This window comes from Massilia frigida (assembly GCF_011682175.1).
Lineage (GTDB): Bacteria > Pseudomonadota > Gammaproteobacteria > Burkholderiales > Burkholderiaceae_D > Telluria_A > Telluria_A frigida.
In genome coordinates this window covers 42,700-55,613 of sequence record NZ_WHJG01000043.1, presented here as the reverse complement: position 1 = coordinate 55,613, position 12,914 = coordinate 42,700, and the positions used below count along the sequence as shown (strand labels likewise).

Sequence of the window (12,914 nt, the reverse complement as noted above, 5' to 3'; positions counted from 1 at the left end):
GCACAGCTTGACGACAACGACACATCCCGCGGTTTCCTCCTTCGCGGCTTGCCCAACGCCGGCCGGAGACGCTTGCGTGCATCAGTTTGAGTCTGTGACGGCGGCCGGCATCGGACAACCCTTAACGGGAGCTGTCGATCACCATATGCCCCGTGTCGGATTGCGTGTGAGGTACCACAAAAATTACCCCAACCGTCGATCCCGCGCAGGAAACGGTGCGCTTACGCGACCTTCAAGTTGACCGCCTCAATCGGCGCCAACCCGCGCAAACGCAGCGCAATCGCCAGCGCCAGGCCGAGCGCCAGCGCCAGCAGGCCCACCACCCCATTCCACCCCGCCGCGCTCCACACCAGCCCCGACACCGACCCGATCACGCTCGACCCAATATAGTAAAAGAACAGGTACATGGCCGACGCCAGCGCTTGCGGCGCCCTCGCCCGCCGTCCCACCCAGCTGCTGGTCACCGAATGGGTGCCGAAAAACCCGAACGTGAACAAGCTCATACCCGCCAAAATCAGCACCAGATGGCTCGATAATGTCAGCAGCAGCCCGGCCAGCATGATCATCATTACCATCCACAGCACATTGCGCCGTCCGATCCGGTCGGCCAAGCGGCCGGCCCACACGGAACTGAACATCCCGATCAGATACAGCACCGACAGCGCCCCCACCGCGCTCTGGCTCAGGTTAAACGGCGCGGCCAGCATGCGGTAGCCGATGTAGTTATACAGGCTCACAAACACGCCCATCACCAGGAAACCCAGCCCAAACAGCCACGGCATGCCATCGTCGCGCAGGTGGGTGCGGGCGCCTTCCAGCAAACCGCGCAGGCCAGGCTTGCCGCCCCTGAAATTGCCTGACTCCGGCAGGCTGCGCGCAAACTCCCAGGCGGCGTACAAACCGGCCGCGCCCATCAGCCCCAGCGCCAGGCGCCACGAGTAATGGTCGCTTGCCACCGAGGCGATCACCCTCCCCGCCATGCCGCCGAGCGCGGTGCCGCTGATGTAGAGCCCCATGGACAGGCCGAGCGACGGTCCCTCGATCTCTTCGCTCAGGTAAGCCATGGCGACGGCCGGCATGCCGCCCAGCGAAAACCCGAGCAAGGCGCGCAGCACCAGCAACTGGGCGTAGTTCTGGGCGATGGCGGTCAGCACCGTGAAACCGGCGGCGCCCACCAGCGCGAAAGTCATCAGCTTCTTGCGACCGATGCGGTCCGACAGTGCGCCGCTGATCACCAGCGACACCGCCAGCGCCAGCGTCGCAATCGACAGCGACCAGCTGCTCTGGGCGGGCGTGAGCGCAAACTGGTGCGCCAGCAGGGGCATCAGCGGCTGCACCGAATACAACAGCGCGAAGGCGGAAAAGCCGCCGCACAGCATGGCGCGGTTGATCCGTTTGAAGGCGGGCGAACCGGCGGTGACGGCACTGGAAGACATGATGGGCGACCCGAAGTGAATAAACTGGAGCCATCTTAGGTTTGCGCTTTAATACCGTCCAATATATATTTAAGTCGTTTCTAATACACTAAATCGATTACAGCCATGGAATTTCGCCAGCTCCGCTACTTCATCGCCGTGGCCGAAGAACTGCATTTCACGCGCGCGGCCGAGCGCCTGCACATCGGCCAGCCGCCGCTCAGCCACGCCATCCAGATGCTGGAAGCGGACGTCGGCGCGCAGCTATTCGAGCGCAGCAAGCGCTGGGTCAGGCTCACCGAAGCTGGCCGCTTGTTCCTGGCCGATGCGCGCCGCATCGTCGCCTTGTCCGAGCAGGCGGCGGCCACCGCGCGCCGGGCCGAGCGCGGCGAGGCGGGCGAGCTGCGCATCGGGTTCACGTTTTCGACGCCGCTCACGCCCTTGTTTGCGAATGTGATCAACCGCTATCGCCAGCAGTATCCGGCGGTGACCTTGACCTTGCACGAGATGGCCACCGTGCCGCAGCTCGACGCGCTGGCGCGGCGCGAGCTCGATCTGGGATTCGTGCGCCCGCCTGAGAATGGTCTGCCCGAGAACATCGGCTTGACGGCGCTGCGCGAAGACCCGCTGGTGGCGGTGCTGCCGACCGGCCTGGCCCTGGCGCGCAAGAAGGCGATCGCGATCGGCGAGATGGCCGAGCTGCCGTTCGTGATGTATCCGCATAGCGCGGGGACGGGGATTTATCCGCAGATTTTCAGGCTGTGCAGGGATGCTGGCTTCGTGCCGCGGGTGGAGCAGACAGCGGGGGAAGCGTCGACGATTATCGGGCTGGTGGCTGCGGGGTGCGGGGTGTCGGTGCTGCCAGGGTCGTTCGAGCGGATCAGGATGGATGGGGTGTGTTATCGGCCCTTGCTCGATCCGGCGGCGACGACGACTTTGCTGCTGGCGCAGAGGAAGGGCGAGCATGCACCGTTGGTGCAGGCGTTTTTGGCGTTGGCGAGTGAGGTTGCGGTGTAGCTGTCCGCATAGCATTCCTGCCACTGGCAGACATGATTTTCCGCGCCAAGGCTGCACCGGCGGGAATCCATGGCATCTATGTTCAGACCTGCTATGGATTCCCGCCTTCGCGGGAAAGACGGTCTAAAAGCTAACGGTGCTAATCAATCCCGGGATCCGGCCTTAGCCGTAATCGGCATCGAGCTCCGACCCCGCGTAATTCTCGAACTCCGCGAACAAGGTCTTCATCGCCGTGCGCGTTCGGATTTTCTGGATGACGGTGCAATTGGTCCGATACGACGCGATCCGCTCCGCGATCACCGGCTGGTGCTGCGCCGGCACCTGCTTCATCAGCGCCGCCCAGCCCTCTTCATAATCGGGCTTGTTCTTGCGTACCGATTTCACCAGGCGCTCGAAATCGGCCTGCCCGGTGCGCGCCACGATCCGCCCGCCTCCCTCGATCGCGAAAATGATCGCTACCGCAATCACCCCTTCCGCGTTCAGGTCGGCGTCGTTGATCGGCCCCGCGTAATGATGGCGGCGCAGCCAGCCGGCCGCGCGCACGATCGCCTGCACCGCCTTGCGCTGCTTGTATTGCACCTCGAACTTCTCGTACCCGGCCCAGTTCTGATGCGGATCGGCGCTGCAGATGTCGACGAACAAATCCTTCAGGCGCCGCTGCGCGTACACCGGGTCCTGGTCGTACTCGCCCACCAGCGAATCCTCGGGCAAGGCGGCCAGGTCGCGCACCATGCGAAAGCCCGCCTGGAACGCGTGCTCGGCTCCATGCTCGATCAGAAAATCAAGCGCCGCTTCGTCACCTTCGTGCATCAGCTCATGTTCCAGCCCCAGCGACACGCAGCCCACCGTCAGCAGCAAGGCTTTCTGGATGCCGTCGGCGGTGCGGTCGTTGGTGAACTTTTCGGCCACCATGGCGGTGATGCCGGCCAGTTCGTCGGCCAGGATCACGGTTTCGTCGCCGATCTCGCGCGCGGACAGGCAGCGGATCGCCCGCACCAGCCGCGGCAGGCGTTCGACGACAATCGCGGGCAGCGTGTTTTGCGCCGCCTCCATCACGAAAAGATTCCCGTGCCGATGCTCTTGCGCACGCCGCGCTTGGGCACATTGCTGCGCGACGATGGCACCTGCTTGCGCAAGCGGTACAGCAATTCCTTGGTCGAACGCTGCAGGAATTTCTGCTCTTCGTCCGGGTCGTCGTTGTACTCGGCGTCGGCGATGTCGCCGCTGTGGCGGAAGTCGGGGAACAGCTCGAACAGGGCACGGTCCCAGCCATCTTCGCTGGCCTTGGCCAGTTCGATCGCCAGCGGCGCGACGTCGCTGTCGGACGAGGTCTGGCTGGTGATGTACGGGCCCTTGGCCAGCACTTCGCCGGCCAGTTCCAGCATTTCCTTCGGCGCCATCGAGAACAGGATCGCGAACACGGTCGCGCCGTGGTCGGTGGCCGAGGCTTCGGCCAGCAGCTCCTGGCGGCGTTCCGGTTCGTCGGCGGAAAACACGATGCCGTGCACGTGCGCGAACAGGGTTTCGGCGACGCGTTCAGGGTCGTCTTCGATCATGTCGTCCGACCAGGTCGCGGCGAAGAACGCCAGGCTGTCGGCCCAGGCCTTGGGCGGCACCAGCAAGGTGGCCAGCGAGGTCTTGCCGCCGTCGAAACCGGACAGGTGCAAGGCCGTGACCTGGGGCGCCAGCGTCGCCAGCACCTCGACCACGGCCAGGTCGCCATGCTGCTCGACCGCTTCGGAAAACGCATGCTCGGCATGCGCCAGCGAACCGGCCAGCACCAGTTCGCTGATCTGTTTCGACAGCGCCGGCAGATTGCTATTTTCACTCATGCTCAATCTCCTTCCTGGTCGAACATCTGGGCGAAGTCGTCGGTGACGCCGTCGTCTTCGTCGTCATGGCGGTCGTCGCCGTCATCGTCGCGCGAAAGCTGTTCGAGCGATTCGTCCTCTTCGTCCCACAGGCGCGGATGCTTGAACAGGAAAGCGGTGATGATGGCCTGGCGCGCCAGTTCCGGGTGCTTGCCGGTCATGGCGCTGTACATGGCTTCGGCTTCGCCTTCGCAGGCGGCCATGGCGAACACTTTTTCCGGGCTGCCGCCTTCGTAGTCGCCCGCTTCCACCAGCAAGCCCTTGGGATTGCTGAAGGTGATGTGATCGACCAGCGCGAAGCTCATCATGTTGACGTCTTCGATGCCGCCGCCGCCGGCGTATTCGCCCACGAGCGCATTGAGCATCATGTCGTAGTTCTTGCGGTTCGGCGGGTCGCCCAAAATGCCGTCGATCTGGCCGCCGAGTTCGCGCGACTGGTAGGCAAATTCGGGATGTACTTTTCTCATTTTCTGGTCCTGTTGTGGTGCGTATGACTGCTGATGTGCTGCGCGTGGAGCTTGGCGCGGATAGGGGGGCGGCGCTTACGCCGGCAAGGTCACGCCATTCAGGCTGAACAGCGAACGCCACAAGGCAAATGCCTCTTCTTCCGCATCGATGATGATGCGGTGGTTGACGCTCTGGTTGTATTCCTCGCGCTTGGCCGGGTCGGACAGGATGTCGTAAGCCTTGGTGATGCTCTTGAAACGCACTTCCGCACCGGGGGCGTCGTTGCGGTCCGGATGGAAACGCATCGCCAGCGAGCGGTAAACCTTCTTGATCTCGTCGTCGGTCGCATTCGGCGCCACGCCGAGGATGGTGTATAAATTGTCCACGGGAAACTCCTGCTGCCGAAACTATAAAGCGAGATTATCCTATAGAACGGCGTCGGCCGGGCGGAACGACGGTGCGGGCGCCGGGGGATGGGCGATATACGCATTGCGTCAGGGATGCCATAGGAGAGCGCGTGCCCGAACGAGACCGCGGCCACTAACGCAATATATACGCATTGCGTTAGAATGACGCAACCCTATCATTCGCAAAGCATTTCTCCATGAGCAACGAAAAAAACCCTGCGGCGCCGGCTGCGAATGCCCCGTCGCCGAACTTCCTGCGCGCCATCGTCGAGAACGACCTGGCCGCCGGCACCCACGTGCGCGAGGGCTTGCCGCCAGTAATTACCCGCTTTCCGCCGGAGCCGAACGGCTACCTGCACATCGGCCACGCCAAATCGATCTGCGTGAACTTCGGCCTGGCGCGCGACTACCAGGGCCGCTGCAACCTGCGCTTCGACGATACCAATCCGGCCAAGGAAGAACAGGAATACGTCGACACCATCATCGACAGCGTCAAGTGGCTCGGTTTCAGCTGGGAACAGCAGGGCGAGAGCCACCTGTACTACGCGAGCGACTATTTCGAGCGCCTGTACCTGATGGCCGAATACCTGATCACGGCCGGCTACGCCTACGTGGATAGCCAGAGCGCCGACGACATCAAGAAAAACCGCGGCAACTTCGGCACGCCCGGCGTCAATTCGCCGTTCCGCGCACGCACGCCGGAAGAATCGCTGGCCATGTTCCGCGACATGAAAGCGGGCAAGTACAAGGACGGCGAACACATCCTGCGCATCAAGATGGCCGCCGATTCGATGGCCTCGCCCAACATGACCAACCGCGACCCGGCCATCTACCGGATCCGCCATGCGCACCATCACCGCACGGGCGACGCTTGGTGCATCTATCCGATGTACGACTTCACGCACCCGATTTCGGACGCGCTGGAAAACATCACCCATTCGGTGTGCACCCTCGAATTCCAGGACCACCGCCCGTTCTACGACTGGCTGCTGGCCACCCTGTCCGAAGGCGGCTTCTTCAAGCTGCCGGTGCCGCGCCAGTACGAATTCGCGCGCCTGAACCTGACCTACGTCGTTACCAGCAAGCGCAAGCTGCGCGAGATGGTCGACGAAGGCATCGTCACCGGCTGGGACGATCCGCGCATGCCGACCATCGTCGGCCTGCGCCGGCGCGGCTACACGCCGGAAGCGATCCAGCTGTTCTGCGAGCGCATCGGCGTGTCCAAGGCCGACGGCTGGATCGACATGAGCACGCTGGAAGGCTGCCTGCGCGACGACCTCGACCCGAAGGCGCCGCGCGCCACCGCCGTGCTGCGTCCGCTGAAATTGATCATCGACAATTTCCCGGAAGGCGAATCGGTCGAATGCAGCTCGCCCGTGCACCCGCACTTCCCGGAGCGCGGCCTGCGCACCTTCCCGATCACGCGCGAACTGTGGATCGAACAGGATGACTTCATGGAAGTGCCGAGCAAGGGATACTTCCGGTACTTCCCGCCAATCGGCGACGCTCCCGGCAGCCGGGTCCGCTTGCGCCACGGCTACGTGACCGAGTGCACCGGCGTCGACAAAGATGCCGACGGGAACATTACCGCCGTGCACGTGAAGTATTTTGAAGACAGCAAATCGGGCACCGAAGGTTCGAACACCTACAAGGTCAAAGGCAACATTCACTGGGTCAGCGCCGCGACCGCTTTGGAAGCCGAAGTGCGCCTGTACGACCGCCTGTTCACCGAGGCGCAGCCGGATGCCGGCGGACGCGACTGGAAACCCTTCCTCAACCCGAACGCGCTGGAAGTGGTCACCGCCTACCTGGAACCGGGCATGAGCGCGGCCGAACCGGACCAGCGCTTCCAGTTCGAGCGCCACGGCTACTTCGTCGCCGACCGTGTCGATTCCACGCCAGGCAAGCCGGTATTTAACAGAGTTACCACGCTGAAAGATAGCTGGGTTAAATAAACGTTGCCAAAACACGACATTTTTTCCCCCGAATCCCGCCCTGCTCACTGCTGTGGTGGGATTCTTTCGATATTCAGACTTTTCCGATCTCCATACCTATCAGCTCGACTAGGTATTCTGACAACTTACTTCCGGTTAATGTTGATCAAACAATGCATCGCCATTTGCGGCTACCGAAAGGAATGCAACGCGCAATGCTTACTTTAAAGACAACTATAAAAACATTCTCTATGGCACGTCCTGCCCTATGGGTTGGCCTGCCCTTCTCGCTGGCGGTCGGCATGGTGCTTTACTTTGCGACCGCCAATTCTATCGAAGCCGATTCGCGCACCCGTTTCGCCGGCCTGGCGCAAAACGCCCGCAATACCATCAGCGCCCGCATCAAGTCGTACACCCACGTGTTGCGCGGCACGGTCAGCCTGTTCCAGATCAGCGAGCCACTCACGCGCCATCAATTCCATGGCTATGTGAAGGGATTGGACGTGACGCGCAACTTCCCCGCCATCGAAAACATCAATTACGCCCAGCTGGTGCATGATGCCGAGCGCGACGCCTTCCTGCGGCGCATGCGCGACGAGCGCGTGGCCGACGGTTTGGCGCCGGAAGCGTTTGCGATCAAGCCGCCCGGGCACCGTCCGACCTACACCGTGGTCACCTTTACCGAGCCGGAAGAACCCTGGGCCGCCACGCTCGGCTACGACCTGCTCGCCAATCCCCTGGTGCACGACACGCTGGCCAGCATGCGCGATACCGGCAAGCTGATCCCCTCGGGCATGCCGGTCTCGTTTATCTCGGGACCGAAGCGCACCGGACTGGCGATGCGGCTGCCGGTGTACAAGCCGCACGCTCCCACCACCACCACCGAGCAGCGCCGTGCAGCCTACATCGGCACGGTCGGGATCGCCTTTAGCGTGCAAAAGCTGGTGCAGGGCGTGATCGATGAAATTCCCATCAAGAATGTGCGCATGACCCTGGTCGATAACGCAATCGGGGTCGACCGGCGGCGCGGACGCGTGCTGTTCGACAGCCATCCGGCCGACGAGAATACGCTGGCACCGTTCCTGATGCCGCCAAGCCGCTTCAGCGCCACCCTGCCGATCGACTTCAACGGCCGTCCGTGGGATGCGACCTTCAGCGTCGACACCACCGAAATGTACACCGCCTTCGAGGAATTCGCGCCCTGGCTGGCGTTGATGGCCGGCTCGGTCAGCTCGATGCTGCTGTACGCGCTGTTCCATGCGCTGACCTCGTCGCGCCGGCGCGCCATCAAGATGGCCAAGGGCATGACGCGCGAACTGCGCGATAGCCAGGCCAAGCTGCAACTGTCGCACCAGAACCTGCGCCGTCTGGCGGCCCACGCCGACCAGATCAAGGAAGGCGAACGCAAGCGCATCGCGCGCGAAATCCACGACGACCTCGGGCAAAACCTGCTGGCGCTGCGCATCGAAGCGGACATGCTCAGTTCGCGCACGCGCGAGCGCCATCCGCGCCTGCACGCACGCGCGCGCTCGACCTTGCAGCAGATCGACGCCACCATCAAGAGCGTGCGCCAGATCATCAACGACTTGCGTCCGAACGTGCTCGACCTGGGCTTGTCGGCGGCGGTCGAATGGCAAATCGCCGAATTCAAGCGCCGCACCGGCATCGCCTGCGAACTGATCGATGAACCGAAGGAAGTCGCGCTCAATGACCATGCCGCCACGGCCTTTTTCCGCATCTTGCAAGAGTCGCTGAGCAATATCGTGCGCCATGCGCAAGCGACCAGGGTCCGCGTCGAACTCAAGCTCAGCGGAAATCGCCTGTCGATGACGGTGACCGATAACGGCATCGGCCTGCAAGCCGGCGAACAGGGCAAGGTCGGCTCGTTCGGCCTGGTCGGCATCGAAGAACGGATCAGCATCCTCGGCGGCTCGTTTTCCATCTCCAGCCACGGCGGCGACGGCACCACGGTGTGCGTCAGCGTGCCCCTGCACAACGAACCTTCGCGTGGCGGCCCGGCCGACACCGCATCCGGCAAAAACGAATCGCATGCCGCGTTTGTCTGATGACGCCAGGCATTGTCCTAAACAGAATCCTCTTGAATGACCTGCGGCACAGTCGGAGCATCCGGTATCCGCTAGGAATTACCTCAATTAATGATTGAGCTAAGTCAAGAAGCGGCGTTTGGACCGGCGCAACATCCTCAAACAGTAACGGAAATCAATGTAATCGGGCAATTGATTTACCAGAGGAAAGGAAGGAGGCGATTGCTTTACAACAGCCGTAGCACCCGCAGGATCAAACAGGGATGTAGCACATAAATCAATCACAACTCTAAAAAAGAGGCTTAATCATGATGACCAACGACGCAATCAAAGCAATCTCGGAACTCGATCTGGAACCGATCAAAATGAAGCTCATGCACGTGGAATCCGGCGAAGGCTGGTCCCTGGAAAAAGCCGAGGCCGTTGAAGTGGAATATCGCCGTTTCCTGTATCTGATGAAAGCGTTCCCTGAAGAAGACACCTCGCCACTGGTGGAAGTCGATATTTTCTGGCACTACCATATCCTGGACACGATGAAGTACGCGAAAGACTGCGAGCAAGCGTTTGGCTACTTCCTGCACCACTACCCGTACGTTGGCATGAGCGGCGCGCACGACGATGCGCAAGTGCTGCAAGCGGGCGCCGACCGCATGCGCGATCTGTATGAACAGGTATTCGACGAGCCGTATGGCCAGCGCGCCGCAGCCTGGTGCGCCAAGGCGGCGCCGGTAGCGCCCACATCGGCGTGGTGCGCCAAGGCGGCTGCCGCTGCGCTCGAATCGGCGTGGTGCGCAAAGGCCGCTCCCGCTGCACACAAGTCGGCGTGGTGCGCCAAGGCTGCTGCTGCTGCGCTTGAATCGGCGTGGTGTGCAAAAGCGGCTCCCGCTGCGCTCGAATCGGCGTGGTGCGCAAAGGCGGCTCCCGCTGCGCTCACGTCGGCATGGTGCGCAAAGGCGGCTCCCGCTGCGCTCGAATCAGCGTGGTGCGCAAAAGCGGCTCCCGCTGCGCGCGAATCGGCGTGGTGCGCAAAGGCGGCTCCCGCTGCGCTTGAATCAGCGTGGTGCGCAAAAGCGGCTCCCGCTGCGCGCGAATCGGCGTGGTGCGCAAAGGCGGCTCCCACTGCGCTCACGTCGGCATGGTGCGCAAAGGCGGCTCCCGCCGCGCTCGAATCGGCGTGGTGCGTCAAGGCAGCTCCCGCTGCGCGCACGGCGGCATGGTGCGCTAAGGCGGCCCCGGCTACACTACAGTCGGCGTGGTGCGTCAAGGGCACTCCCGCTGCGCTCAAGTCGGCGTGGTGCGTCAAGACGAGACTACCGGGCGTCGGCGCGGCGGCGTCCAGCACCGTCGAGCCGTCCGCGGCAGCCCATGCCATGCGCGTGAGCGCGGCAACGGCGGCGCTGATCCAGTCTATCGCGCACGGCAATCCGCAGCCGGCGTAAGCATGGGCTGGAAGGCACTGCGGGTTGGAACACGCGCAGGGCCGTTGATTCGAACGACAATGCGAGCGGCAAGAAAGAGGGATGGCGAGGCGGTTGCGCGCACGAGGTCGATGACCTGGGCGGACGCCCCGCAAGATCCTGAAGCGATCCGGTTGCAATGTCGAGGGGCACACACAGTGCCCCTTTTCTTTTGCCCAGCCTCAGGCGTTGATATTGATGCTCACTGCGGGCACGCCCATCATCGCGCGCAATTCCCGGATACTGAAATCGCTGATTTCATGCATGCGCAACAGGATCGTCGCGCCAATCGGCAAGGTGCGGTGGCGGATTTTACTGATCACGGGCGGCGCCACTTCCAGTGCGCGCGACAGGGCCGCGTCGTTTTTGAGCTGCAAGCGCTCAATGATGGCATCGAGCACTTTATTCGGATCGTAGGTCGGATCTTCCGGAAATCTGCGATTGGTCATGTGATTGAATCTTTCCAAATTCGCACCCGTGGCATATTCGCCGGTGCGCTGTCTTTACAGTCGATTAAGTAAGCGGTACTGGCAAAAACAGCCCGAATATGCGGCTGTGCTTGCATAGGCGTGCATCATACACCTATGTGTTGACATTCGCTCAACCAGTAGAACTTTAGTTCAATTAAGTTTGTATTTAAGGCAATACTTGGTGAGAATTGCGCCGGCGGGCGGCGCGCCGGACAGGCGCAAACAGCCAGTCCAGAGCCACTTGGGTGGCCAAACAGCTGTAATTGGTGGGAATCAGATAGAATTGAACGAGCAAGCGCTCACTATCGGTGGGTACCAGGCGCCAGCCCAGCTGGCGGCGGATCTCGTCGGGAGGGGGCGGCGGACGGCGCGCGCTTTCGCGCCTCGCCATGTAGGCGCGCACTTGTTCTTTGGTAGGCTGAATGATTCGATGCGGCATGGCAGTTGGCACAAGTCAGCAATTGAGGGACGACACTGCACACAATACGGCCACGCCGACGCCAGAACTTGATGGCCGTCAAACGAGCGTAAGTATGCGCCCATTGACAAGCCGCTTTCCGCCCTATTTCTTCTGGCTTGCCAGATACAGGGTTTTGGCATCCTGATGCGCGCGGTCGACCGTGCGCATGGCTTCCTTCTCGTCATGTTCGACGAAAAAATCCGCGTCCTGCGCTTTTACGACCAGCTTGATCGCGGCGGCATCGCTCAGATTGAATTTTTCCGTGATCAGGGTGGTTACTTCATCCAGGTATTCTTCGTAGGTCATCGTGCTTCCTTAGTGGGGACCGTCATTTTACCAGCGCCATCGCCGCCACCGCAGGCGCAAGGTGCGGATACCGCAGGCGCACCCCCAGTTCGCGCTTGATGCGCGCATTGCTCATGCGCCGCGACTCGGACATGAACGACAGCAACATGGGCGATACCGAAGCAACTAGTTGCGATCGCGCAACGCGAGGCGGGCGCGCCATGCCGAAGGCATCGGCCACGGTATCGAAATAATCGGCCATTTTCATGTGCGTATCGTCGACCGCGTGATAGATGCGGCCGGGCAATGTCCTGTACAAGGCCAGCGCGACGATGCGCGCCAGGTCGTCGGCGTGGATGTGATTGGTGAAGACATCCTCGGACGCCAGCAGCGCCGGCGTGCCCTGCTCCAGGCGGCGCAGCGGCAAGCGCTCGCGCGCATAGATGCCGGGCACGCGCAGGATCGCCAGGCGCGCCCCGCTGCGGCTGGCCCAGGCGCGCAGCACCCGTTCCGCGTCGACCCGGCGCAGCGCGCGGGCATTGCGCGGCGCCACGGTGCGCGTTTCATCGATCAGCTCGCCGGCGCAATCGCCGTACACGCCGGTGGTGCTGATATACACCATGCGCGCCCCGGCCGGCAGCACCGCGCACAGATGGCGGGTGCGGCGGTCGAGCGTGCCGTCGGTCTGCGGCGGCGCCATGTGCACCACCCAGTCCGCCAGGCCGGCCAGGCGTTGCAGGCTGGCGGGCTGGTCGAGGTCGGCGATGATGGGAATGGCACCGGCCGCGCGCAGTTCGGCGCAGCGCCCGGCGTTGCTGGTGACGGCGAACACGCGAAAGCGCGCGCGCACCAGCGGCAAGAGGCGCATGCCGACATCGCCGCAGCCGAGAATGAGCAGGCGCGGCCGCTTGAAGGGGGAAGTGGTGGTCATGTGGAATTGTTTGTCGTCGATGGCGTAGCCACACAATATACAAGATAAGCGCAGCGTCGGCAGGGTCCGCCGCTGGCCGTGGCGGCGGCCCTGGCGCACCCGGCCAGCGCAGCGGAACATGTAAAATACCCGCACCCGTTGCTCGCGACCGTAGCGGCGCGATCAACCCCGACCA

Annotated in this window: 12 protein-coding genes; 4 read left to right on the top strand and 8 right to left on the bottom strand. The window is 62.7% G+C overall.

Annotated features, from left to right (window positions below; genetic code table 11):
• Nucleotides 1-221: 221 nt before the first annotated feature.
• A complete protein-coding gene (locus tag F2P44_RS28625; RefSeq protein WP_167092273.1) occupies nt 222-1,436 on the bottom strand; it encodes an MFS transporter in 1,215 nt (404 codons plus the stop codon).
• A gap of 105 nt (nt 1,437-1,541) precedes the next feature.
• Between F2P44_RS28625 and F2P44_RS28620 the strand changes: the two genes are divergently transcribed.
• On the top strand, nt 1,542-2,432 hold the full coding sequence (locus F2P44_RS28620) for a LysR family transcriptional regulator (RefSeq protein ID WP_167092271.1): 891 nt from the start codon (nt 1,542-1,544) through the stop codon (nt 2,430-2,432).
• Between the two features lie 162 nt (nt 2,433-2,594).
• On the opposite strand, the gene F2P44_RS28615 is transcribed toward F2P44_RS28620, so the two are convergent.
• The 4 genes from F2P44_RS28615 to F2P44_RS28600 form a co-directional block, all read right to left on the bottom strand.
• Nucleotides 2,595-3,485: a hypothetical protein gene (locus tag F2P44_RS28615; protein WP_167092295.1), complete on the bottom strand. Its 891-nt coding sequence runs from the start codon at nt 3,483-3,485 to the stop codon at nt 2,595-2,597.
• Nucleotides 3,485-4,264: a hypothetical protein gene (locus F2P44_RS28610; protein WP_167092268.1), complete on the bottom strand. Its 780-nt coding sequence runs from the start codon at nt 4,262-4,264 to the stop codon at nt 3,485-3,487. Before F2P44_RS28610 ends, F2P44_RS28615 begins: the two co-directional genes overlap by 1 nt.
• Nucleotides 4,265-4,266: 2 nt before the next feature.
• Nucleotides 4,267-4,770 carry a hypothetical protein gene (locus tag F2P44_RS28605; protein WP_167092265.1) on the bottom strand — a complete coding sequence of 168 codons (504 nt, stop codon included), beginning with the start codon at nt 4,768-4,770 and terminating at the stop codon, nt 4,267-4,269.
• A 75-nt stretch (nt 4,771-4,845) separates the two neighbouring features.
• The gene (locus F2P44_RS28600; RefSeq protein WP_167092262.1) at nt 4,846-5,136 is read right to left on the bottom strand and encodes a DnaJ domain-containing protein; all 291 of its coding nucleotides are present in this window, start codon (nt 5,134-5,136) and stop codon (nt 4,846-4,848) included.
• Nucleotides 5,137-5,354: 218 nt separating this feature from the next.
• Here F2P44_RS28600 and F2P44_RS28595 point away from each other — a divergent pair, with 218 nt between their 5' ends.
• The 3 genes from F2P44_RS28595 (at nt 5,355) to F2P44_RS34960 (ending at nt 10,575) form a co-directional block, all read left to right on the top strand.
• Nucleotides 5,355-7,112: a glutamine--tRNA ligase/YqeY domain fusion protein gene (locus tag F2P44_RS28595; protein WP_167092259.1), complete on the top strand. Its 1,758-nt coding sequence runs from the start codon at nt 5,355-5,357 to the stop codon at nt 7,110-7,112.
• A 230-nt stretch (nt 7,113-7,342) separates the two neighbouring features.
• On the top strand, nt 7,343-9,157 hold the full coding sequence (locus F2P44_RS28590) for a CHASE domain-containing protein (RefSeq protein ID WP_167092256.1): 1,815 nt from the start codon (nt 7,343-7,345) through the stop codon (nt 9,155-9,157).
• A 287-nt stretch (nt 9,158-9,444) separates the two neighbouring features.
• Nucleotides 9,445-10,575 (top strand): glycine-rich domain-containing protein, encoded by a 1,131-nt coding sequence (locus F2P44_RS34960; protein ID WP_187363461.1) that lies wholly within the window; start codon nt 9,445-9,447, stop codon nt 10,573-10,575.
• A gap of 200 nt (nt 10,576-10,775) precedes the next feature.
• On the opposite strand, the gene F2P44_RS28580 is transcribed toward F2P44_RS34960, so the two are convergent.
• The 3 genes from F2P44_RS28580 to F2P44_RS28570 all read right to left on the bottom strand — a co-directional run bounded on the left by F2P44_RS28580 (nt 10,776) and on the right by F2P44_RS28570 (nt 12,739).
• Nucleotides 10,776-11,042, bottom strand: coding sequence for a hypothetical protein (locus tag F2P44_RS28580; RefSeq protein WP_167092253.1), 267 nt, complete (start codon nt 11,040-11,042; stop codon nt 10,776-10,778).
• 583 nt (nt 11,043-11,625) lie between these two features.
• Nucleotides 11,626-11,829: a hypothetical protein gene (locus F2P44_RS28575; protein ID WP_167092250.1), complete on the bottom strand. Its 204-nt coding sequence runs from the start codon at nt 11,827-11,829 to the stop codon at nt 11,626-11,628.
• A gap of 22 nt (nt 11,830-11,851) precedes the next feature.
• Complete coding sequence (locus tag F2P44_RS28570; RefSeq protein WP_167092247.1) at nt 11,852-12,739, bottom strand: SDR family oxidoreductase; 888 nt, start codon at nt 12,737-12,739, stop codon at nt 11,852-11,854.
• Nucleotides 12,740-12,914 lie beyond the last annotated feature (175 nt).